This is a genomic window from Armatimonadota bacterium, assembly GCA_020354555.1.
Taxonomy (GTDB): domain Bacteria; phylum Armatimonadota; class Hebobacteria.
Genome location: CP070648.1, coordinates 2,850,627 through 2,874,291 on the forward strand (window position 1 = coordinate 2,850,627; position 23,665 = coordinate 2,874,291).

Below are 23,665 nucleotides of genomic sequence, written 5' to 3' on the forward strand. Positions count from 1 at the left end.
CAGCGGATGATGGGCATGACGCTGATGTATCGCGTTGCAGGTCTTCCCGAGCCGGCGGCGGACGAGCGGCGCTTGTGGTGCAACGGCCTGACCACGATCTGGGGGCCGGGCGTCGGCGAGCTCGACGGCGCCGAGACGCGAGACTTGACCGCGGCGGAGATGAAGGCGCGCCGCGCACTGGCCGAGCACCTGAAGCAGCTGCGCGGGAAGTTCCCCGATGCCAGGCTCGTGGACACCGCCACGATTATCGGCGTGCGCGAGACGCGGCGGATCGTCGGGCTGTACACGATCACCGAGGAGGATGTCCTCACCGGGCGGCCGCAGCCGGACTCGATCGCAGTCAGCTCGAACCCGGTGCCGAACTACTACGGCGAGCGGCGGTTTCTCGATCACCGGGGGTTCGAGATTCCCTATCGCAGCCTGGTGCCGGCGGACTTGGACAATGTGCTGCTCGCCGGGCGGTGCATCTCGGCGTGCCAGCCGGCGTTTCAATCCGCGCGGAGCATGGCGCCGAACATGGCGATTTCGCAAGCTGCGGGCACCGCGGGAGCGATGAGCGTCGCGGCGTCCTGCCGACCGGCCGATCTCGACGTGAGCGCATTGCAGCAGCGACTGGAGAGAGATGGGGCGGTCGTGCGCGTGCCGCCGGAGGAGAGGCAGTGAGCCACTACGGCGCGGGACAGCATGGCCAGGCCGGACAAAGCCGTCGTCCGCTGTCCCAATCGCTTGTCATTTCGGCGATGAGCGGATCTGCCGCCCGCGCCGACGGGCAGGGGTGAGGACGTGGCGGTGGCGGAGATGCTGGAAATCCTGGAACGCGCCGACACCACGCGCGTCGCAGACCTACGGCGGCGCGTGCGCGAGGCGATGGAGCGCCCGCCGCAGAGATGGCCGTGTCCGGCTCGCATTGATGAGCGTAACATGGGCGAGGCCCTCATCGTGCGCAAGGCGCGGGCGGTCGCGCTGAAGCTCTCGCGCATGCCGACCGACCTCTGGGACGGCCAACTGTTCGCCGGCTCGATGACCCTGGAGAAGCCGCGCCTGCACGCGGAATGGGGATTCCCGGACTACACGACCGAGGAGGAGCGTGCGGCGGCCGCCGAGCGCGGCCTGAGCATACACTCGGTATTCGGCCACATCGTCCCCGATTATCCTTCTCTGCTCGCAAACGGTCTGCGCGGCATACGCGCCGAAGCCGAGGCGCAGCGCGCCAACGCCCGGAACGCCGAGGAGAACGCGTTCCTCGATGCGGTGTGCGTGGCGGTTGACGGGGTGATGGCGTTTGCGCTTCGGCTAGCTGAGCGCTGCGCGGAAGCGGCGGAGCGGCACACCGATGCCGGGCGCGCCGCGGAACTCAGCCGGATGTCAGCCAATCTGCGCCAAGTGCCCGCCGGGCCGAGCGAGACGTTCTGGCAGGCGCTCCAGTCGGTATGGCTGCTGCACATGGTCTTCCACTCCACGATGAACGGCAACGCGGTCGGCCGGCTCGACCAGTACGCCTGGCCGTACCTGCGCGCGGACCTGGAGGCGGGACGCTTGGATCTCGAGCGAGCAGCGGAACTCGTGGACTGCTTCTGCCTCAAGTTCAACGAGCGCGCGACGACGACGGAGGAGCTGCGCGCGGAATCGCGCGCGGATGAACCGTTCGACGTGAGCCGGCGCACGCGGCATTACACGTCGTCGCAGATCGGCACCAACCGCGACAGTCTCGACGCGACCAACCACTGGCTGCAGAACATCATCGTCGGCGGAGTGACGCCCGACGGCGGGGACGGCACCAACCCCCTGACGTTCCTGCTGCTGGAGAGTTGCCGCCGCAACCAGATGACGAACCCGGTGATGAGCGTGCGGGTGCATCGCGAATCCCCCGACGCGCTGATGCGCCATGTCTGCGACGTGCTCAAGGATGGCGGAGGCATGCCGGCGATTTTCAACGACGAGGAGATCATGCCCGCGCTGCAGGCCGTCGGCATTCCGATTCGCGATGCCCGGGACTACACCAACGACGGCTGCTGGGAGGTCATCATCCCCGGGCGGACGGATTTCAAGTTCCAGCGGCTGAGCCTGATGCTGTGCGTGGAGTGGGCGCTCAATCGGGGGCGCTCGCGGATTGACGGGTCACAGCAGGGGCCGGACACGGGCGACCCGCGGGAATTCGCGACGTACGGCGACGTGTGGCGGGCGTTCCTGGTGCAGATGGACGCGATGGTCGAACGCGTGGTGCGCCGGGTAGTGGCTACGATTGACGAACGCAGCGTCATTGCGCCGGTGCCGTTGTTGAGCGCGCTGATTGACGGCGCGATACAGTCGCGGCGCGACCTGACGGCGGGCGGCGCGAAGTACCGCACGTTCGGCATGCTGGCGGAGAGCGCGGCGCATGCGATTGACTCGCTGGTCGCGATGAAGAAGGTCATCTTCGACGATCGGCAGGCGAGCATGTCGGAGCTGTGCGATGCGCTCGCCGCGGGCTTCGAGGGGCACGCGGCGCTGCGCGCGAGGCTCCTCGCGGCGCCGAAGTACGGCAATGACGATGAGTATGCGGATGGCGTCGGGCGCGAAGTGGTCGAGGCGTTCACGGCGGCGGTGGCGCGGCACGCGGCGGATCACCAGATGCAGGTCAAGTTCCCGTGCGGCGTCGCGACGTTCTCGTGGTACATCGGCATCGGCGAGGGCCTCGGCGCGTCACCCGACGGGCGGCTGGCCGGCGAGCCGGTGTCGTCCAACTTCTCGCCTGCGCTGGGCCGCGACGTGGAGGGAATCCCGGCTGCGATTCTGTCGCACGCGAAGATGCATCGCCGCGATCTCGCGGTCGGCGCGCCGCTGGATCTGCGCGTCGCGCGGCGGCTGGTGGAGGGCGACGAGGGCACCGGGCGGATGGCGGCGCTGATCCGCAGCTTCGTGGACCTCGGCGGCTCCATCATGACGCTCACGGTGGCGGATACCGAGGAACTGCGGGCCGCTCAGCGCGATCCGGAGCAGTACAAATCGCTGCGGGTGCGCATGGGCGGGTGGTGCGCGTACTTCACGATGCTCAGCCGCGAGCAGCAGGAGCATCACATCCGCCGCCAGGAGGGGCGCTCGTGACGGCCGCCGATGATCCGGACACGGTGGACGGCCTGATCTTCGACCTCGACACGTTCGCGGTGCACGACGGGCCGGGGATCCGCATGGCGGTGTACCTCAAGGGCTGCCCGCTGTCGTGCAAGTGGTGCCACAGTCCGGAGTCGCGGCGTCCCGAGCCGGAGCTGATTCTTGTCCGCGACCGCTGTGCGAGGTGCGGCGCGTGCGTCAGCGCGTGCGCCCGCGGCGTGCATTATGTCAGCGACTCGGCGCACGTCATCGGACGCGAGCAGTGCGTCGCGTGTGGCGATTGCGTCGAGCAATGCGCGCACGGCGCGCTTGCCATAAAGGGCTATCGCGTTTCCGCGAATGCAGTCATCGCCAAGGCCGCGCGTCTGAAGGCGTTCTTCGACCATTCCGGGGGCGGCGTCACGCTGACCGGCGGAGAGGTCACGAGTCAGCCTGAGTTCGCGGCGGCGGTGCTCGCCGGGTGCCGCAAGCGGGGCATTCACACCGCGGTCGAGACGAGCGGCGCATGCGTGTGGGATGCGTTGCAGCGGATCGCGGCTCATGCCGATCTGGTGCTGTATGACTTGAAGCTGGCTGATGATGACGCGCATCAGCGGTGGACGGGCGTCTCGAACGAGCAGATCCTAGCCAACGCGGCGCAATTAGCCCAGGCCGCGCGCAACGTTCAGGTGCGCGTACCGCTGATCCCGGGTATCACCGATACCGACGGCAATCTGCGCGATATCTTCACTTTCGTGCGCGAGGTGGGGCTGGCGTCGGTAGCGATTCTGCCGTACAACCCCTCCGCGGCGGCGAAGTACGAGTGGCTCGACCTGGCATACGAGATCGAAGGCGAGCCGCAGAGCGTGGAGCGCGTGGCGGAGCTTGTCGAGATGGCGCGGCGAGCGGGGTTGGACGCCGTCATCGGATGAGGGCGAGGGCGGCTGTGGGTGGCATCCGCCCTCGGCCGGGTGCCTTGCCCAAGCGGCACGGTTGATGCTACTCTATTGCACCGGAGCGGGCCGCGGGAGTCACCGACGCGCCACAGCCGCGATGGCGACGGCGCGTGCCTGCTCCCGGTAGGAGCGCGAGCAACGGGTGCGACTATGCTGACGGATAATGTTCTCGACCTCATCGGCAACACTCCGCTGATACAGTTCAAGGGCAGCAACGTCTTCGCCAAGGCGGAGTTTCTCAACCCCGGCGGGAGTATCAAGGATCGCGTGGCGCTGGCGATGATCGAAGGCGCGGAGCGCGACGGGAAGCTCGGACCGGACTCCATCATAATGGAGCCGACGTCGGGGAACACGGGCATCGGCGTCGCGCTGGTCGGGCGGCTCAAGGGTTACCGCGTGCAGATCGTCATGCCCGAGGGCATGAGCGAGGAGCGCAAGAAGATCATCCGCGGGCTGGGCGCCGAGTTGATACTGACGCCCGACAAGGACGGCATCGCGGGCGCGGTGAGCCGCGTGTGCGAACTGGCGGCGGCGGACGCGCGCATCTACGTGCCCCAGCAATTCGAGAATCCGGACAACCCGCGCTGCCATTACGAACAGACCGCGCCGGAGTTGTGGCGGCAGATTCGCGGCGACGTCGCGGCGTTCATCGCCGGCGTCGGCAGCGGCGGCACGCTGCAAGGAGTCGGCACGTTTCTGAGAGAGCACAACCCCGACGTGAAGGTCGTCGCCGTCGAGCCGAGGAACGTGTCAGCCCTGCTCGGGCACGAGCCCGGTCTGCATCAGATCCAGGGCATCGGCGACGGCTTCGTTCCCGCAGTGCTCGACGTCAAGCTGGTGGACGAGGTGATCGAGGTGTCGGACGAGGACGCGGTCGAGACGACGCGGCAGCTCGCGCGCGACCACGGCCTGCTCGTCGGCATCTCGTCCGGGGCCAACGTGTGGGCGGCGCGGCAACTCGCGAAGAAGGTCGAGGGCAACATCGCGACCGTTCTTCCCGACCGCGCGGAGCGGTACTTCAGCACGGCGCTGCTGTAGGACCGGTGCGCTGACAGCTCGTCTCCATGGCCGTCGCGGGCTCCGCGGTTTGTCGCTCGCCTACACGACTTCCATCGTTGACGGCGGCTTGGGGGCGATGTTGTAGGTCACGCTGACGACGCCCGGCACCTCCGCGAGGATGCGCTCGCTCAGCGCGCGCAACGTCTTCCACGGCAGGCGCGTCGGCTTCGCTTTGCGCGCGTCAACGCTGTCCCAGCAGCGGATCTCGATCTGCAGGCCGAAGTCGCGCTTGCCGTCGCGCATGCCGGTCACGCGGTCCTCGTGCAGGATCGCCATGTACTGAAACGCCTTCGTGGCCGCCAGTTCCTCTTCGACGATCACCGTCGCCTTGCGCACGAGCCCGATCCGCTCGGGGGTCACCTCGCCGATCACACGCGCGGCCAGCGCGGGGCCAGGGAATGGAGGTCGGTTCCAGACCGACTCCGGCAGCCCCAACGCAGCCGCGACTTTGCGCACGCCGTCCTTGCGAAGCTGCACGAGCGGCTCGATGATGTGGTAACCGAAAGCATCCTGCGGGTCAATGCCGAGCTGCTCGAAGACATTGTGTTGGCGCTTGATGCCGGCGACCGTTTCGTCCACATCGGTCAGAATCGTCCCTTGCAGCAGGTGGTTCGCGCCGCTCTGACGCACCAGGTCGCCGAAGACATCCCTGTAGAATGTCTGGGTGATCGCCTCGCGCTTCTCCTCGGGATCGGTGACGCCCCGAAGCGCGGCGAAGAACTTGTCACGCGCGTCCACGATTTCGACGCGCACTCCCAGATCGGCGAACAGCGCGGCGATGCGCTGCGGCTCGCCCTCGCGCATCAGGCCGTTCTCGATGAAGTAGGTCTTGAGCCGGTCGCCGAGCGCGCGATGCCCGAGCATGGTGACGGCGGATGAGTCAACGCCGCCCGAGAGCGCGTTGATTGCCGTTCCGTCGCCGACCGTTGCACGAATCTCCCCGACTTTTTCCTCGGCGAACTGAGCGGCGTCGAGTTTCGCGGTCTTGATCTCTTTGATTGCCACGGGTACTACCTACTTGGGCGCCGGGGGTGGGAGATGTTGATTCGGTGTGGCCGCGAAAGTCCCTGCCGTGCGCGGGCGGCTGATCGGTGACCAGGACGCTGGGCGAGCTACCGTCGGCGGGCAGCGCCAGACGCGGTGCGCGAGGGATGGGAGGCGGCCGCTGGATTCGTCAACGCTGCTCTCCCTTCATGCGCTGGTACGTGATGAGGGCCGACCCCGGCCGGTCGTTGATGGTGACCGGCAGGCCCGAGTCCAGAAGTTCGCGGCCGGTGATGGTGACCTCGCGCGGATGGTCGAGGTCGGTGATGCGGTAACTGGCGTCGGGATCGAGCCCGTCGAGCGGCAGTTGGGCGGCCTGGTAGATGCTGTCGGCGCGGCGGAACAGCTGGACGAAGCCTGCGCCGAGGTCGGGCCGGTGGAATTGCCAGGCCATCCACACGTCGCTGCCGGTGCTGTACGGCGTCAGCGGGTAGTAGTCGCCGAGGTAGTACGGGGCAATCGCGCGCCACTGTTCGGTGAGCGTGCGCAGGAGGTCATAGTCGAGGTCTGTGCGGCGCGCGTCCCACAGGCAGTTGACATAAGGGCACATGTTGCTGCGGAAGAGATAGCGGTCGGCCTCCTTGGCGCCGGTGCCGTTGAGCGGGATCCATGAGGAGATGCCATAGGTGTGGCACTGCGTCCCAATCGGCTCCAGGATGTAATCGCTGCGCCACAGGGGCACGGAGCGCCGCAGGGTCTCGAGATCGTTGCGCCGACCGCCGGAGGCGCAGGTGTCGATCAGCATATCCGGATGGCGCCGCCGCAGTTCGTCCCAGTACGCGAGGAATCCCTCCACATACCTGATCTCGCTGATGCCCTGCCGGTCGTCCGGGTCGTTCCCGCGCCAGAACGGGAGCGGGTCAATGTTGAAGTCATTGCGATAGAGGTCAATGCCCTGCTCAGTGACGAGCCGATCGACGTGGTCAGTGAGCCACTGGCGAGCCGCCGGATCGCCGAGGTTGAGCAGGCCTCCGTTCGTCCCCCCGAAGATCCACTCCGGGTGGTCATCGGCCAGCGACGTGCCCGGGGCAACGCGCTCCGGCTCGAACCAGACGATGGTCTTCAGCCCGTTGGCGTGGGCGTGGTCGCAGATCGGGCGCAAGCCCCCGGGGAAGCGCTGCTGGTCCACCTCCCAGGTGCCGGTATCGGGCCAGTTGGTTTTGATGATGTACCAGCCCGCATCCATCCACCAGAAGTCAATGCTGATGCGTTCTGCGAGATAGCGGTTGATGAACTCGAGCTGGCTTGCAGTATCGGCGGTGACCATCTCGCCGAAGAAGTGGGAGCTGCACCCGGACAGGTGCCACCCGTGGAGCTGCCCTCCCGGCCGCGGGACGTTGTGGGCGAGCATCCACTGCCGCCAGACGTTCTGAGAGCGCACGCGATCGCCTTTCCAGAACTGGATGACGATGAGCGGGGTGCGCACCTCCTCGCCGGGACGGAGCGTGAAGTGCGTCAGCTCTTGCCCGGCGCGAACGCGTAAGCGATCTCCCTCGCGTGTGAACCGCGACGCCCACTGGCCGGGCCAACCGATGACAACGATCACCCCCTCGCCCGGCCATTCGAGGTTGAAGTACGGGAGGTCGCTGTTGGAGGAGCGGCCGCCGGAGGTGGTAATGCGCTGGTCGGCGCCGGGGCCGAGCGGGGTCTGGAGCGGCTGGTAATCGGTCTGCGCGCAGACGCTGCCGGTGTGGTGGTGGAGAACGAACTCGCCCTGGCGGGCGTAGCGCGCATAGAGGTCGTCGGGGTGGCGCCGCCAGGTCGCGTCCAGCGCCTGGATGTCGGAGATGATGGGCGTGTCTGCCGCGCCGTTGTTCTTGAAGTACAGCGTCCACTCGATGGTCGGGAAATCGTGGTATTCCAGGGCGACGCAGCGCACCGACAGCCCCGTCTCGGGATCGGTGTAAGTGAGGACGTGCTGGGTCCGCCGCTCATCCAGGTGCGTGGAGACGCGATCGAGGCGCCACGCGCTGAGGAACTCGGAAGAGGCAAGCCCATCGTAGGTGAAGGCAAACGGAGGACTGGTATCGAAGCGCGCCGACGCCTGGCCTTCAATGATGGGCAGATCTCCCAGCCACATCGCCCGGCCATCTTCGAGGACGACCCTGGCGTCAACCCAATCGGCCTGGTCGCAGGCGATACCGTCACCCGCGTCCCTGACCTCGATAGCGAACTCACGCGCCCCGCGAAGGCTCACCGAGACCGCCGCGCCCGGCATCCCCTCCCGCATGACGGGTGAGCGGTAGACCTCCCTCTCGCGGACGGCGACCGAGAAAACGACGCTCCCGCGCCCGCCGACGGTCTGCTGATTCGTGTCCACACCGACTGTCGCGCTGAACATTGCGCCGGGCGCCGGCAAGCGGACGGTGATCTTGCTCGGCGCGTGTGTGAAGAGGCCGCGGCGATGGGCTGCATGGCCGAGCACCAGCGGCCGGTCAACGCGGCAGTTCTGCCACACCAAGTCGTAGTTGGTCACGACGACCAACCCGCTCGCGGCAGGCGCAATCGCGTTCCTGCCTTCGAGCTTGGCCGCAGCCCAACGACGCGCCGCGAACAGCTCGTCGGGTGTTGCCGATGCCCCGAATGCGATTCCTGCTGCCATCGCCATCACTCCCAAGCTAACGAGTAGAGTCTTCATGTGGCGTGTCCATGACGTCCGCGCGCTTGACCATAGAGCCTCGTGTATCACCGCAGCGCCGGTAGTACACGAAGACTCTTCCGGACGAGGTTCGTTTGGGGCGGCCCGGCCGCCTCCGCCGCCCTTTCCTGATAGACGAACCTCGATAGGTTGCCGACGAGCCGCGCCGCTACCGGGCGGCAACTCGTTCCGGCGGGCCGACGCACTTGAACTCCAGCCGCGCCCATGGGGCCGGGCCACCCGCGCCGTCGTACGAAACCCGAATCGCATTCTCGCCGCCGCGCAGCCCCAAGTGGTCGCCCGTGACGGCCACCTCGCGCAGCAGCCGGTAGTGGGCGTCGCGGACTTGCGCCGAGCCGCTGCCGTCGTAGACGAGGTAGCACCCGGGTGCGAGCGTGTCGTCGAATGACATTCGCTTGCCGTTTAGTTCGAATGAGGGATTGCACAGGCCGCCGCCCAACTCCTTGAGCGCCTTGATGCCGGCGACGGCGCAGCATACGCTGTCACCCGGCAGGATGGCGTTGAACCCTATGGTGATGCGATCCACGCGGCGATAGTCGAAGCCCTTGAGGGTCTGCCACCAATTGGCGAAGCCGCTCCAGGAGTTCCAGTCGTAGGCATAATAGCGGCCGAGGCACATCTCGCCGAGGGGAAACTCGAAGTAGCGCTCGCCCGTGAAGTCAATCGGCGCGTAGTACTGACGCTTCATGTCGCCGCTGGTCAGTTCGGCAAAGAGGAGTTCCCCCTTGCCGTCGCCGCGCACCCAGACGCCGAAACCGCGGTGTTTGCTCAGATCGAGCGGCTGCGGCAGCGTCGCGATCGCGCGGATCACGCCTGAAGGCTTGTCGCCGCCATGCGCCGCGCTCAACTTGAAGCCCGCGAGCCCGTTGACCTGTGCCCTGTTGATCTTCAGCTCCGGAGCTTCGGGATGCAGGCCCGGATCGCGCTTGAATTGGGCGGCTGTCGGAGTCAGCTCGATGTTCTGGTTGCTCGCGTAGTCGAAGCTTCCGACAACGCGCAGCTCGAAGCGCAGCGGCTGGCGCTCGAATGGATTCTCCGCCCGGCAGACCGGGCCGAGGTGTCCCTCGCTGGCGGTCGTGAAGCTGAGCAGGTGCCGTTCCGGTGCGTACGGCGCGGAGCGCCCGGTGCCCGGGCACATCCAGTAGAAGGGCGAGTACTTGATCTCGGTCAGGGTCCATTGCTTTTCGCCCGCCGCCTCAAGGTGAAAATCGCGGCCTTTCCCGCGCAGCCTCTCGCGTTGTGGGTCGGTGAATGCACCCGCGTACCGCGCCTCATCCCAGGCCTTGACCATGCGCAGGCACTCTTCGCCGTAGCCGTGAGCCGCGATGGCATCCGGGCCCGCCTGCATGCCGTGGCAGGCGTTGTAGCCCGCGGCCTTGGCAAGCAGGTACTCGACATCCTCCAGGCGCGTCGCTTCCCAGTCCAGGCCCGCTCCGCCGAAGCGCCACCAGCCCATCGCCGGCGGAAACAGGTTGTCCTCGAAGTATTTGCAGTTGTTGGCGCGATAGGAATCCACGTCAACCTTGGCCGACTGCGTCAGTTCGCCCCAGTTCATGCGCGTGTGAATGTGCCAGAGGTAGTGCAGGAGATTGCTGGCGTCGTTGATGACCTCCTGCTTCCAGCCGTCGAAGCACTGCTTGACGAAGCGGTTGCGCGCGTATTCGCCGTAGCCGTATGTGGACAGGCCCTCCAGGCCGTCGAACGAGATCTGGCGCAGCCCGGTGCTGTTGAACAACTCGACCAGGCGGTCGGTCATCTCATCCATCATGCCGTTCTCGATGCCGGGGTAGAAGGTGCGGTAGTCGTGGTCGGCGAGCTTGCCGATATCCGCACCCGCGGGGTGAGGCGAGGCGGCGGTGCCGAACGCGCCGCGCGTGCAGCCCAGAAGCATCCACGGCTCGGCCTCGGAGACGGCATCGTACTGCACCAGTTCATCGCCGATGATAGCGGTGGCGAGCGTCTGCCGGTTCCGGAAGGCCGTCGGATCGGCGATAGGCACCTCCGCGGCCTTGCCGTCAACCGCCCCCGCGAGCACTGTCGAACCCATGCGCGCCAGGCGCGGATCCGGCACGGGGGTGATGTACGGATCGTTGGTCGTGATGAAGCCGCTGAGGGTATGCGCGCCGAGGCGGATGCCGGTCTTCGCGGCCTTCTCGGCGCAGCGGCGCAGGCTCTCGTCGCCGTCAGGGAACTGTCCGCGCTCGAGCTGAAAATGCCCCCACGTCTCGAAAGGGCCGCCGTCGTAGACGTACGTCAACCCGGCCTTCCGCGCCAACTCGAGTACTCCATCCAGGTTGCCTTCGTGGAAGGACGTTATGAGATACGAGCGGCGCGCGGTAGGCGACACTTTGCCCCACACGCCGTCGAGCATCGGGTGCGGCAGGCCCTCGGCGAGTTCGATTTCGCCGAGGGTACTCAGCGCGTCCTGGGCGGGACATCCGAACAGCGCAATTTTCGAACCGAGCACGCCGCCATCGTGCTCGATGGCGGACGCCCGCAGCAGGCTGCCCTCCGGCGTGCGGGCAGCGCCCGCGGTGGTCTGGATACTGAGGGACTGAATGCCGAGCGCGAACTCGTCATCGCGCACGACACCGACCGTCTCGCCGATAGTCTTGCCAATAGTCGTGAAGAACGGCCCCCAGATGATGCGGTTCGGCGCGGCGCCGTCCACGGCCTCGAGTTCGAGAGTTGCGTGAGTCGGCCTCGTCGTCACAACGATGGTCGCAGTGATGCCTGTGTCGCCATAGCTCAGGCGCAATCGGTTGTCGGTTTCGGCGTAACTCAGCGCGGTTGGCGGCACCTCCCTATCCTGCAGCACCAGCGTGAGCAACGGCGCGCGTTTGCCGGCGGCACCATACTCCTCGCCTCGCGCGACATCGCGAACGGTGCCGGCGTGTCCCGTATCATCGAAGCCAATGCGCAGGTGGGTGGTCTCGAAGGTCACCATAGGTTGCTTCTCCACAACGGGAGTGAGGGCAAGCGGACATAGTATAAGCGCGGCGATGACGGGGCGCATCATTGTGCCGACCGCATGGGTCGCCGCGCTCTTGCTCGCGTCGGTCGGGCTCGTCGCGCGGGTTGTTGCCCTGAATCGAATCGTGCGCGTAGGGTCACGGTCTCGTACGGCCCCAGAGCAAGATCGACATCGTTGCCGCGCAGACCAAGAGCGGCGGAGCGCCCGCCGCACGGGTCGGTACGTTCGACGAGCGACGGGCGAGCCCTCGGGAATCGTAGAGCGCAGCGCGTCCCCTGCCCGAGGGTTTCCTTGATCCGGATGCAGAAACCTTCGCCGTCGCGGCGGAGACTCAGGAGATCCGCGGTGCCGTCGAGCAGTTCGATCGGCGGCGGTTCCGGCGCCGCGCGACCAGGGAAAACGACGGGATCGGCCAGGCTCTCGTTGAGCGCGCGCAGGGGGGCGGAGCGGGCGTCGCCGCAGCCACTCGTCAGCACGTAGTTCAACTCGACCCAGCCCGACTGCGACGGGCGGAAGTTGGTGTGCCAGTAGTTGGACATCGGGTTGGAGAAGACGTGACCGGTGCGCACGTCGAGCGTTTCCAGCCAGCGCGCGGTGTTCGGCTCCTGGAGGTGGAACAGAGGCGCATCGGGCGAGGCAAGCGCGAGCCAATCCTCGCCGTCAGTCAACACGAGTCCGGCTTCGACATGATAGTAGTCGCGCGCGCTACCGGGCAGCTGCTCGGCATCCGGCCTGAAAGCCCCTCCGGGGTAGTGAAGTAGGAACTCCGGTCGAGCAGCCTCGAAGGGGAAGCTGATGAAGAGCGCCTCCGGCGCCAACACCTCTGGCTTGTTGACGCGGACGACGAATTCCAGCCTGGGGCATACATGATACAGGCGCGCGCATAGGATCACCTCTGCGGTTCCTTCGAGCGCCTCGGTCCACGTCAGGCTGTCGAAGACGGGGCCCCTATCGACCACGGCGGGGCTCCGGTCGGACGCCCGGAAGTGACGAAACCCCCCGGTCGCGTTGTCGCGCCCAAGCGCCCGCTCCAGCACCAGTCGCCCCAGCTCCAATCCAGGCGTAAGCCACTCGCGCTTGCGCGCGATATCGCGCCATGCAGTGATGCCCGCCTGCTGCGTCCACGCGACCACGTAGTACGGGCTTTTGACCGCGACTTGGGACGCGGCCATCGGCCGCCGACGCCGGGAACGCTTCGCCGCCTGGGCGCAGAGCGTTCGCGTGCGCAGTCCGTCCATCTCCGGGATGACGACGACCGCCTCGCCCCGGCGCTGCGGGTCGGCGTGGTCGGTGTGAAGCATCTGACACGGGAGCTCCGCGCCAGTCTCGACATCGGCCACGGCCCAGGTCTGCGCGGCTTTCGGCGACGACAACGGCCGCGCGCCGCCGGTGAACTGCAGCTCATTCGGCGCGCCCAGGTCCGCGACGGCGATGAGGGGCGCACGAGGATGGAGAGACGTATTCATCACGACGAAGCGCCGCGCGGCGTCGCATCCGCCCGCGAGACGCTCGCCGAGGCGCTGTCGCATGTCCTCGGCGCGGCCCTCAGCGTGGAACAGCGACAGTTCCTTCTCGGCCCAGTGCGCCGTCGTCGCCGGGGAGTAGGGATGCTTCGTCCCGCCGCGCGCGCCCCACGTGTGTTCATCGAAGAGCACGAGGTCTTCAAGCGCCTGCTCGGCGACATCGCCCCCGTCCGCCTCCGGCGCGAGCACGGCTTGCGCGCGCTCGAAGCGGTCGAGGCGGCGCCACAGCCTGCGCGCGCGGGAGGTATGCCGGGCAGCGGAGGCGTGGCCGTCGGCCCACCAGTCCGGCCAGGCGCCCTCGACCTCGTCGCAGTCCGAGAGTCGCGGCTCAAGTTCGCGGAAGAACTCCCGGAATGTCGAGATGCGCAATTGCGGCGCGGCCCAGGTGTCATTCCATTCGCGGACGAGATCGCTCAGGTGCGCGAGCGGATAGCAGTTGTCCATCGCCAGCCGAAAACCGTAGACCGAGTACGGATAGCCCTGATCCTCGTAGCGGGCGAGCACCTGCGGCAGTCGCTCGAGCACCTCCGCGTACCCGTAGCGGAACCCGTGGCGGTAGCCTTCGCCGTAGTGGTTCTGGTCGGGGTCGGTGTTCCACACCAGCACGCGGCCCGATGGCGTGCGCCACCAGAACGGGCGGGGCAGTCGAGGGACTCGGGCGCGGATGCTGTTGCTCGACATCGCCAGATAGCGAATGCCGATCTGGTTGAGCAGTTGGGGCACCGCCCAGCTGACGCCGGGGCAATCGGTTTGCGCGCCCACTTCGAGGGGCAGGCGGTGTTGCGAGGAGAACTCGACCACGCGGCACAGGGAGCGCGCGATCATCTCCTCGGTCCACAACTCCGTCATGTTCATGTAGAGCGCTGTGTTCTCGATCGCGCCGCGGCGCATCCAGCGGATCAGCGTCCGTAGCTGCCGCGGCGCGCGCCGCCGCGCATAGTTGACGACCGGCCAGAAGCATTCATTCGTCCAACGGAAGCGCGCGGGCTCCGGGTGCTCCCGCGTTCGTTCGCACAGCTCAACGACCTGATCGAGGATTTCCGCGTGCTGCTCGCAGACGCGGGAGGGCAAGTCGGTGTACCCGATGTCAACGTGGGTATGGTGGAGCAGATGAATGCGCCAGCGCCGCCGCTCCGGGAGTTGGCATTGCAGGCGTTGGTCGCGCCGACGGCCCCAGCGGATTGACACGGCGGCCGGCGAGTCTGTGCAAGGGATCTCCACACGCGCACGGATTTCGTCTTTGGGCCACGCGAGACGCGTGCTCCATCCCCGAGACGGCACTTCGACCGCGAGATTGAGGCGTGCGGGGGCCTGACCATCGGGACGCTCGATCTCGATGATCCGCCACTCCCGGGAGTCGTGTACCTTGAGTAACGGGAGCGCTGAGACCTTCCATCCCCCCTGCTCCGCGTCCTTGGGCTCGCAGCCCATCCGCAACCCTCCTCTATCTCGGCAGCAGGCCGCCTAGCGCTTGGTCGAGGGCTGAGTCAATCACGGCCGGTGAATCGCGGTCAAGCAGTTCGTCGCACCGCGCCCGCGCGACATCGAGGAGGGAGAGCGAACCCGCCCGGCGCCAGCTCTCGAACACCGGATGGCGCGTGAGCGGCGGGATCCAGTGCTCGGGGGAGCGCATCAGCGCCAGGGTTAGGTCGTGAGTCAGGAAGCTCCCGGCCGGGCCGACATCGCGTATGGCGTTGTAGGCGAGGGTCTCGCGGTCAACGCGAATCCCGTCGGCAATGCGCTTCATGTAGCCCGCCAGTTCGTCGTCGAGCACGAGTTGGTCGAGGGCGACGGTCATGCCGGTGCCGATCATGCCGGAGTTGACGTGGACGTGGACGCCGCCGCAGACCGCGGCCCACGCGGTGCTGGTCTTCTCTGTCGCCGACTGGTAGTCAACGAGTTGCGAATCAGTGTCGGGGCCGATGGCATGGTACGGCAGGTGACAGTGGCGCGCCAGTTGGGCGCCGGCGATGCGGAGCAGCATCGACTCAGGGGAGCCGATGGTGACGTTGCCCGCGCGCATGTCGAAAGTGGTCCACGCACTGCCGTAGATGACGGGCGGGTTCGGCCGCGCGAGGTTCGCGAGCACGACGCCGGAGAGGGTCTCCGCGTGGTGGATGACCATCGTGCCCGCGAGGGAAATCGGCGCCGACACGCCGCAGAACGGCTCGGGAAGCACGACGAGCGGTAAGCCGGCGCGCACGGCGAGCATGAGCGCGTCGGCGGCGCCCTGCTCCCATTGGAGCGGGCTGGTCGGCGAGACCTGGCAGACTGCACAGGGATACTCGCGCAGGTCTTCCTCGCCAGCGAGCTTTTGCGTCATCGCGACGATGACGCTCATGACGCGGTCGTGATCCGGCGAGAAGTAGAGCGGCTTATCGCAGTGGCGCCAGATGGCGTGGACGGCATGGGCGAGGGACATCTCCGCATCAACATCCTGCGGCATCGCGTGCACGCCGACCAGGTCGAGGTTGTCCAACCGCTGAGTCAGGCGGGCGAAATGCTCGATGTCGAGCTTACTCGCGGGACGCCGCGTACGCCCGCCGTCGTCGGTGACGAACACCGCGTTATGGCCGCTGGCGAACAGCGGACGCCGTCCCTCCCCCACTTCGGTCGCCCGCTCGCCTCGGGCGTTGACGAGCCGGAACGTCGTCGGACACAGGGAGAGGCAATCCTCCACGAGTTCGCGGGGGAATCTGACGAGGTCGGTGGATTCGTCCCATATGCCGCCGGCTTCGAGTTGGACGAGGCGGCGCGCGGCCTCGCTGTGGATGCGCATGCCGACGTCCTCGAGCACCGACAGCGCGGTGTCGTGGATGGTGTCAACTTCGTGCGTAGAGAGAACCTCGAGCAGCCCTGGTGTCACTCTTCTCCTCCCGCGGACGTGTTCGCAGTGGGCGGCCCCGGGGGCCGCTCAACCGGCGTGACGCGACGGCCGACGAGAGCGCCCCACAGGTCCCACACGCACATGTTGCTGTAGTATTCGCGCCCCCAGAGCATGTCTCCGCTATCGGGGTCGAGATTCCAGGTCGTGTCCCACGTGCGGCGCTGGCGGAGGGCGATGTTCTCGGCGAGGCGCTGCGCGCGCGGGAGGCCGAGGTCGGGCCGGCCGGCGTAGATGCACGTCGCGGCATAGCACCACGTTTCCCCGAGGGTCGCGGTATGGGAGTGTCCGTTGGTGCCGGTTGTGTCGCGGCTGCCGTCCGGGGTAACTCCATTCACGAGCGCCCACACGTCGCCCGCTCCGTTGGCGCGGTTGATGTGCTCGAGCGCGGCGATGACGTGCTCCCGCGACAGGATCTCGCCCAGCCCGCACAGGTACGCGTACCACTGACCGGTGAGCTGTGCCGCGAGGCACGTGTCGCTGCGCGTGTTGGCGGCGGTATCATGCCACAGGCGGTAGTAGCTGCCCGTCCAGAGCTTGCGCTCGAAAGATGCGCGGGCTTGCTCGAAGAGCGCCTCGCACTCCTCGCGAAACGCGTTGTCGCCCTCTACCTGCGCGAGAGCCGCGGCGGCTTTGAGGGCGGCGAGCCAGATGCCGCCGGTGTAGCTGGCCGCGCCGTGGAACTGCCAGCAGTCGTAGTACTGGCGCGACAACTCGTCATTGATCAGGCCGTCGCCGTCGGTATCCAACGTTCGAGCGAAAGCGACGGCCTTCTTCACCGCCGGATAGACCTCGCCGGCCCATTCGCGGTCGTGCCACCAGAAGTAGTCGCGCCGCGCCATGAGCACGAACTCGCTGCTGTTAATGATCTGCTGTGTCTCATAGTACGGCGCGTCCCAGTTCTCGCCACCGCCGAAGGCAAACGGTATTGCGCCGTCGCCGCGCTGGTGGCGGATGAATTGGCGCATGGTGTTCTTCTCCAGCTCGGGGAAGAACGCGGCGATGGGGATGCTGCCGTAGAAGCGGCAGACGATGGTCTCGGTGATCGGGCAGCCGACGAACGACTCGCTGTGCGTGAAGCGCCCGTCCTTGAGCCATGACGTGTTGCGCGCGAGGGAGTAGAGCGAGTTGACGAGCTGATCCTTCAGCCAGTCAGGCAGCCGCGGGTCGTCATAGATGCGATCCTGCCACTCGCCGACACGGCGGGCGAGCCAGTCCCAGTTGCCGGCGACGTGTTTCGCGACGGCGAGGGAGCCATCGAACCAGTTCGCGTACTGATGGCCGACGAAGCGGCCTGCGCTGTCGCGCGCGTCGGGGTAGAACCAGGCGAGGACAAAGCGCAGCTCGCCGCTCCGGCCGGGCTTCAGGTGCAGCGTGCCGGTGACGGCAACGGTCTCGGGCGAGCCCGGCGTACGACCCGCGGATCGCGTGAACCGGCCTGCGCCGTCAGGCGAAGCCGCGCCCGGCAAGACGGCAACGGTGCAGCCCCCGCGGTCCGGAGTATTCTCCCGGGTGACGAACAGCGCGGTGGGGCCGCGCGTGGTTGACGTTCGCCGATGGTGCGAGGCGGCCGCCACGGGTTGCCACTCCCGGAACGGCACGGCATCCCCTTCACGCATACGGGTTATGGCGGCGTCCCACGTGCCGCACCAGCCTGCGTTCGGCGAACGCTCGCTCGCCAGCCCGCACGCGGCGCCGGTCGCATCGCCGACCACCAGGGCCCGCCGCCGCGCGTCGAGCCGGCCCGCGTCGTCAGATTCGGTATTGCCCGCCTCCAGGTTGGCGTACACGGAAAGCCGCAGGTCGCGGATCGGCGCGCTGCCGACGTTCGTGATTTCGTACTCGATGGCGCCGCTGCGGCTGCGGACTTCGACGGCAAGGGCACCGTCCGTGCTCGCGAGCCGAACGAGCCCGTCTTCGCGCCCAGCGCGCGTCAGATTCTCCAGCCGCTGCGCACCCCGGATCAGCGTCCCGGCGCGGCGCCGCCCGCTCAGAATATAATGCAGATAGAAGCCGTGCTGGCTGAGGCAGCCGCCCGCCGCGGTCGTCAGGCACTGCTTGCCCTCATCCTCCCAGTTGAAAGCGCCATCGTCGTCTACGACCAGGTCGCCCGCTGGAGCTTTCAGGCGTTCCGAGAGCCCCCCTATCGAGTCGACCGCCGCAAACGCGACCGGTACCGCTGTCTGCGCGCCGGGGGCGAGGTCGCCGAGATTCCAGACCAGGAATCCGCCGACGTTTCCCTCCGCCCGTGCCCCGCCGCCATCCGCTTGGAGCGGCGTGCGCCAGCGAAACGTAACCGAGGTCTTGACCGGCTTCTCGCTCGTGTTATCGATCGCGAACCGGAACATGGCCGCAGGGGTCGCGGAGGCGCGTGCGTCGCGGAGGATGAACGGGCTCATCGCGCGCACGCGCACAGCCACGGGCAGCTCGTCGCCGGCGCACTCCAGGTCAGCGATCGGGAAATGCCCGAGATAAGCGCGCACCAATTCCGCGAGCGGCTTGTCCACGACGCGGCCCGCGCTCTCAGTGCGCACGACGAACTCGCAGCCCTCCATCACCCCGCCAACCGGACGGTAGCTGTTCGCGATCGCCTGTCCCGTGAAGCGCCCCAGGCTGTCGAAGTACACCGTTCCCGTGCCGAGCCCGCCGAGCGGCACGGTGGAGTTGGCGTCGCCGGCGCGATACGCGACGCCAACGACGGTGCGCGGGCAGTCCGGGAAGCGGAACGTCTCGAACCGATAGGGCAGAGCGCCCGCCGCGACGGCCGTCGAGCACGCGGCAATGATGACGGTGAGCAGTGCACAGCCTCGTCCTCGGTGTCGCGGCACTACAGGTCCTCCGCATCCGCACCCGACGGTGCCGTTGCAGGCGCCTCGGGGCGCGATTCGGTCCGCGGCGTGACGCGCCGGGCGGCGCGCTGGCGGTAGAGCGCGTCAGCGACAACGCCGATGAGGATGACGTAACCGACGACGGCAAACTCCCAGGCCGGGGCGATACCGAGGAGGTTGATGCCGTTGGTCATGACGCGCATGATGGCGGCGCCGACGATGATACCGACGACGGTGCCCTCGCCGCCGCGCAGGGAGCACCCTCCGAGCACGGCCGCCGCGATGGCGTACAGCTCGTAGGCGAGGCCGGTCGTCGCGGGCTGGACCGAATTGGTGTACGTCGCGTAGAGGATCCCCGCAAGTGCCGCGAGTCCCCCGCAAGCGACGTAGGCGGCGGTCTGCATGCGCCCGACCTTGACGCCGGAATACTCCGCGGCGAGCGGATTGCGGCCGATCGCGTAGAGATAGCGGCCGTACACCGTGAAATGCATGAAGAAGGACGCCACGATGGCAACGCCGACGAGGATGACGACCGGCGTCGGAACGCCAAGGACGAAGCCGTCGCCCAGAGCGCGCAGCCCGAGGAACTGGTTGCCGAAGCCCATCGTCTGCTCGTCCACCAGAACGCGCGCGTGGCCGCGAAGGATGAGCATGGTACACAGCGTGGCGATGAACGGCTGGAGGCGGACGCGGGTGACGAGAAACCCGTGCCACAGGCCGATGAGGATCCCGAACAGGATCACCAAGGTCCCGGCGGCGGCCGGCGACATCCCGCGTTCCACCACCGACCATACCAGAAAGACGCCGGAGAACGCGATGACGGAACCGACGGACAACTCGATGCCGCCGGACAGGATGACGATTCCCTCGCCGATAGCATAGATCGCGAGAAACGCGACGTGACGCGTCAGGTTCTGTAGGTTGTCGCTGCTGACAAAGCGTTGGTTGCCGGCGTAGATGAAGACGCACAGCACGGCGAGCAGCACCGCCATGCCGACGAGCTTTCTCATTGGGCGCGGCCTCCCGTGGCGAAGTGCATGATGCTCTCTTCCGTCATCTCGGCTCGTGCCAGTTCGCCGGTGATGCCGCCGTCGTGCATCACCAGTACCCGGTCGGCGAGACCGATGATTTCCTCCATGTCAGATGAGATCATGATCACGGCGACGCCGGAATCGGCGAGCGCGCGGACGAGCCGGTAGATCTCGCTCTTCGACCCGACGTCAATGCCGCGCGTCGGCTCGTCCAGGATGAGGACTTTCGGGCGCAGGGCGAGCCATTTCGCGAGCGCGACCTTCTGCTGGTTGCCGCCCGAGAGGTACTGCACCTCCTGCTCGATGCCCGGGGTCGTGATGGCGAGCGCCTCCACTTGCTCGATGGATACCGCTTGCTCTCGCCGACGGTCGAGCAGGGCGCGCCGGTAGGTTGCGATGCCGGGGAGCGTGATGTTCTCTCTCACCGCCATCTCGAGAATCAAACCGAGCTGCTGCCGGTCTTCCGGCACGAGGCCGATGCCGCAGTGGATTGCATCGGCGGGGCTTGCGATACGGACCTCGCGCCCGTGGATGCGAATCCGGCCCGCGACCGCGGGCATGATGCCGAAGAGGCAGCGCACGAGTTCGGTTCGGCCTGCTCCGACTAGGCCGGCAATGCCGAGGATCTCGCCCGCGCACGCCGTGAAGCTGAAGCTCCAGGGGCATTCGGGGTGCCGCACGCCCTCGACGACGAGTGTCGGCGAAACCAGGTGTTGTGACCCGACCGCGGGGAAGAATCTGGTGATGTCGCGCCCGACCATGAGCCGCACCATGGCGTCGTGGGTGATCTCATCGCGGGCAAGCTCGCCAACCCGTCGCCCATCGCGGAGTACGATCACGCGGTCGGCGATTCGCTCGACCTCGCCGATGCGGTGCGAGATGTAGATCATGGACACGCCCGCAGCGCGCAGACCCCTCATGACGTCGAACAACCGCTCGGTTTCCGCCGGTGAAAGCGAGCTGGTCGGCTCATCGAGGACGAGGACCCGCGCGGACAGTGAGAGGGCCTTCGCGATCTCAACCAGCTGCCGTTCGCCCGGCGCCAGATCCTCGACCGGCGTGGTCACCGGTTTCGCGAGCCCGACGGCGTCCGTGAGCTGCGCCGCCTGCTCGTAGAGGCGGCCTCGGCGGACGACGCCGAGGAGTGACGAGGGCTCGCGTCCGAGGAAGATGTTGGACGCGATGTCGAGGTTGTCCGCGAGGTTCAACTCCTGATGGATAACGGAGATGCCGCGGTCGAGCGCGTCCTCGACGCTGCGGATTCGCGGGTCCTTGCCGTCAATCCGGATGTCGCCAGCATCGGCGGGATAGATACCGCCGAGGATGCGCATCAACGTGGACTTGCCGGCGCCGTTCTCGCCGATAAGGCCGAGGATTTCCCCTTGCATCAGCTCGAGATCCACGGCGTCCAGCGCGAGCACGCCGGGGAATCGCTTGGATATCCCCTTCATGACCAGCAGCGGGCCGCTGCCTGCCGCGGCGTTGTGCTCGGGGTTGGCGGGCGGTGGTGGCATCATTCTATGACCGCTGCCTCGTGCCAGTCGTCGAGGCGAAGGCGGACGTCATACCGCCCCTGCCCTCGTGTGATCTCGACCGACGCTTCCTTCGCTCGGCCGCGGCGGTCGAACAGATGAACCTGCGGTGGGCGTTCCTGCCGCCATGGGAAAGTGCCGGAGACGCACGTGATGATCCGCTCCTCGCCTTCAATCCATCCCTCGTGCAGAGCCACCGGTGTCAGCGGGAACATGTGATTGGCCGGACCGAACTCGCCGTCTTCCGGCGGGAAGTCAGTGCTGTAATGGTAGTAGAGAAGGCCGTAGCGAAGATGCGCGCACAGTGTGCGCATGAAGAACTCGGCGCCGGGTTTCGCACCCTGATACCACCACTGGTGTCCGAGGCCGATCGGACTTGCCAGTTGGCCTTTGGCGCAGACTGGCTGATCCGGGATGCCTGGGGCCAGCGGGTCGTAGCCCTGGGTCTCCATGAAGCGCAAAGTCGGCAGCGGCTGCATTTCCATGACGGCGGGCATGGTGTTGGCGACGACGACCTTCCCACGTCCGAGCACGGCCTCGACCCACGCCCGACGCGCCGGCGCGCCGAGCAACGAGACGTCGGCGTACCTGCGCGCGACCTTGCCGGTCGCAGGATCTATGTCCACGGTAACGCCGTCCCAGTAGTCGTACGTGAAGTGATCGGCTCTGTTGAACGCGAGGCTGAACTGGTCTATGTACACGCCGTCGAATCCGACCTCGTCGAGCACAAAGGCGATCTGGTCGAGGCCGTTGCTCAGACGGTAATTGCCGGGCGCCGGATATACCTTGAGGTTCAACGCGGGCGGGTCAATGTAGTTATGGACGTACCAGGTGTCGAGGATGACGTGTCCCTGCTCGTCGCGGAACACGGAGTCCTGCCACTCCGATTCGTTGACGATCGCCGAGACCTCGGGCGGCGCGGGCCAGGTGTAGGTGCCGGGCGATTGACCGACCGGGTAGGTGTGGCCCGGCCGGCCGAACGGAATGTCAGCGGGCAGCGTGCCCTTGAACCAGGTGAATGGCTTCGCGCACAGATTCGTCTCGAGCAGGGCGAGGCAGATAGCGTCAGGCCTGACCGACTTAATGATTCCGATCGCGCGCTGCGCCAGCGCCTTGTAGGTGTCCCGCGTCATCGCGGGCGCGCTGTAGTACTCGAACCACGGGCCGAGCGCGAAGATGCGGATCTGCTTGCGCGACAGTAACGCCCGCAGCGTGTCGGCGTCGGCTGGCTCCTGGTACTCCGTCGCCGACACGAATTCGAACGGCCCCGGGACGGTGAAGTTGACCCGCCAGTCGCGGCGGACGGCGTTGACGAAGTCGAAGTAGTCACTCGAAGTCGGGTACAGCGCGTACTTGAAGGTGTGCGACTTGCCGGGCGGGAGGCCGAAGTGCTCGACCGACAGGCAGACGCGGTTGCCGACGACCTCGCTGCCCATCTGGAGCCTCAGGACATCTTCTTTGGCGACGAGCCCCAGGCCGGAATCGTCGAGCGCGGCGAAGACGGTCGGGTTCTCCGGGCAGGTCCACGGCGCGAGCGCGAATTCGCGCCGGCCCGCGAGGCGATGGGACTTGGGCGCGCTCGGCAGGATGATCTCGTGGCGCATGAGTACGCCGATGACATCATCGGTCAGGTTGGTCAGCGAGTCGGCCACCTCGACGCTGTGGCCTGCATGACGGACGGTGCGCGTGAGGCTGAACTCGTGGCAGGCGGCGGCGACCTCAAGCGAGCCATCGTCGGGCTGGCCGATCCCCGGCTTCCGCCAGCCCCTGGGCCGCGATGCGCACAAGAGCTCGTGGGGCTTGGTCAAGCAGGCGAAGGAAGACTCCAGGGAATAGAGGTCCCGGCCCACCGATAACTGGATTCCGCCGCCCGGGGGCACGGTCAGGCGGATGCCGTTCCTCGTGATCGCGGCGCCCGGCACCGCCGCTCGCTCTTTCCATTCGCGGCGGCGGAATGCCGTGACCTGCGCGGGGGGCAGGTAGCCGACCTCGAGATGCTCGATCACCATGCGGCAGGCCCGTGGCGGGCCATCGGGCCAGTAGCTGCGGAGAGCGGTATTGGTGAGCTTGAGCGTGTTCGGCCGCTCGGGCCTGAGCGCGTCGGAG

At 67.2% G+C, this 23,665-nt stretch carries 13 protein-coding genes; 4 read left to right on the plus strand and 9 right to left on the minus strand.

The genetic code is table 11. The annotated features are described in order from the left end of the window. The 4 genes from JSV65_11695 to cysK form a co-directional block, all read left to right on the plus strand. A partial coding sequence (locus JSV65_11695; GenBank protein UCH33235.1) for an FAD-dependent oxidoreductase occupies positions 1–663 on the plus strand: 663 nt, incomplete at its 5' end. 126 nt (positions 664–789) lie between these two features. Further along, the gene (locus JSV65_11700) at positions 790–3,084 is read left to right on the plus strand and encodes a hypothetical protein (GenBank protein UCH33236.1); all 2,295 of its coding nucleotides are present in this window, start codon (positions 790–792) and stop codon (positions 3,082–3,084) included. Then, positions 3,081–4,001, plus strand: a complete 921-nt coding sequence (locus tag JSV65_11705) for a glycyl-radical enzyme activating protein (protein ID UCH33237.1) — start codon at positions 3,081–3,083, stop codon at positions 3,999–4,001. Before JSV65_11700 ends, JSV65_11705 begins: the two co-directional genes overlap by 4 nt. Before the next feature lie 174 nt (positions 4,002–4,175). Beyond that, positions 4,176–5,063 carry a cysteine synthase A gene (gene cysK / locus JSV65_11710; GenBank protein UCH33238.1) on the plus strand — a complete coding sequence of 296 codons (888 nt, stop codon included), beginning with the start codon at positions 4,176–4,178 and terminating at the stop codon, positions 5,061–5,063. 60 nt (positions 5,064–5,123) lie between these two features. Here cysK and JSV65_11715 read toward each other — a convergent pair whose 3' ends face one another. The 9 genes from JSV65_11715 to JSV65_11755 form a co-directional block, all read right to left on the minus strand. Beyond that, positions 5,124–6,089, minus strand: a complete 966-nt coding sequence (locus JSV65_11715; GenBank protein ID UCH33239.1) for an ExsB family transcriptional regulator — start codon at positions 6,087–6,089, stop codon at positions 5,124–5,126. Positions 6,090–6,258: 169 nt separating this feature from the next. Next, positions 6,259–8,730 carry an alpha-galactosidase gene (locus JSV65_11720; GenBank protein UCH33240.1) on the minus strand — a complete coding sequence of 824 codons (2,472 nt, stop codon included), beginning with the start codon at positions 8,728–8,730 and terminating at the stop codon, positions 6,259–6,261. Between the two features lie 205 nt (positions 8,731–8,935). Then, entirely contained in the window at positions 8,936–11,734 is a 2,799-nt protein-coding gene (locus JSV65_11725; GenBank protein UCH33241.1) for a hypothetical protein, read from the minus strand. Between the two features lie 68 nt (positions 11,735–11,802). After that, positions 11,803–14,715 carry a hypothetical protein gene (locus JSV65_11730; protein ID UCH33242.1) on the minus strand — a complete coding sequence of 971 codons (2,913 nt, stop codon included), beginning with the start codon at positions 14,713–14,715 and terminating at the stop codon, positions 11,803–11,805. Between the two features lie 13 nt (positions 14,716–14,728). Then, the gene (locus tag JSV65_11735) at positions 14,729–16,150 is read right to left on the minus strand and encodes a trimethylamine methyltransferase family protein (GenBank protein ID UCH33243.1); all 1,422 of its coding nucleotides are present in this window, start codon (positions 16,148–16,150) and stop codon (positions 14,729–14,731) included. Continuing rightward, positions 16,147–18,996, minus strand: coding sequence for a hypothetical protein (locus tag JSV65_11740; GenBank protein ID UCH33244.1), 2,850 nt, complete (start codon positions 18,994–18,996; stop codon positions 16,147–16,149). Before JSV65_11740 ends, JSV65_11735 begins: the two co-directional genes overlap by 4 nt. After that, positions 18,996–20,006, minus strand: coding sequence for an ABC transporter permease (locus JSV65_11745; GenBank protein UCH33245.1), 1,011 nt, complete (start codon positions 20,004–20,006; stop codon positions 18,996–18,998). Before JSV65_11745 ends, JSV65_11740 begins: the two co-directional genes overlap by 1 nt. Continuing rightward, positions 20,003–21,541 (minus strand): sugar ABC transporter ATP-binding protein, encoded by a 1,539-nt coding sequence (locus JSV65_11750; protein UCH36766.1) that lies wholly within the window; start codon positions 21,539–21,541, stop codon positions 20,003–20,005. The genes JSV65_11745 and JSV65_11750 overlap by 4 nt, the downstream gene beginning before the upstream one ends. Next, positions 21,541–23,665, minus strand: a 2,125-nt coding sequence (locus JSV65_11755; GenBank protein ID UCH33246.1) for a hypothetical protein, incomplete at its 5' end; no start/stop codon positions are given. The genes JSV65_11750 and JSV65_11755, both read right to left, overlap by 1 nt.

Excerpts from the sequence above, each read along its gene's own strand:
- JSV65_11720 (UCH33240.1), bottom strand. The coding sequence starts at position 8,730 with ATGGCAGCAGGAATCGCATTCGGGGCATCGGCAACACCCGACGAGCTG.
- JSV65_11725 (UCH33241.1), bottom strand. The coding sequence starts at position 11,734 with ATGGTGACCTTCGAGACCACCCACCTGCGCATTGGCTTCGATGATACG.
- cysK (UCH33238.1), top strand. The coding sequence starts at position 4,176 with ATGCTGACGGATAATGTTCTCGACCTCATCGGCAACACTCCGCTGATA.
- JSV65_11730 (UCH33242.1), bottom strand. The coding sequence starts at position 14,715 with ATGGGCTGCGAGCCCAAGGACGCGGAGCAGGGGGGATGGAAGGTCTCA.
- JSV65_11750 (UCH36766.1), bottom strand. The coding sequence starts at position 21,541 with ATGCCACCACCGCCCGCCAACCCCGAGCACAACGCCGCGGCAGGCAGC.
- JSV65_11745 (UCH33245.1), bottom strand. The coding sequence starts at position 20,006 with ATGAGAAAGCTCGTCGGCATGGCGGTGCTGCTCGCCGTGCTGTGCGTC.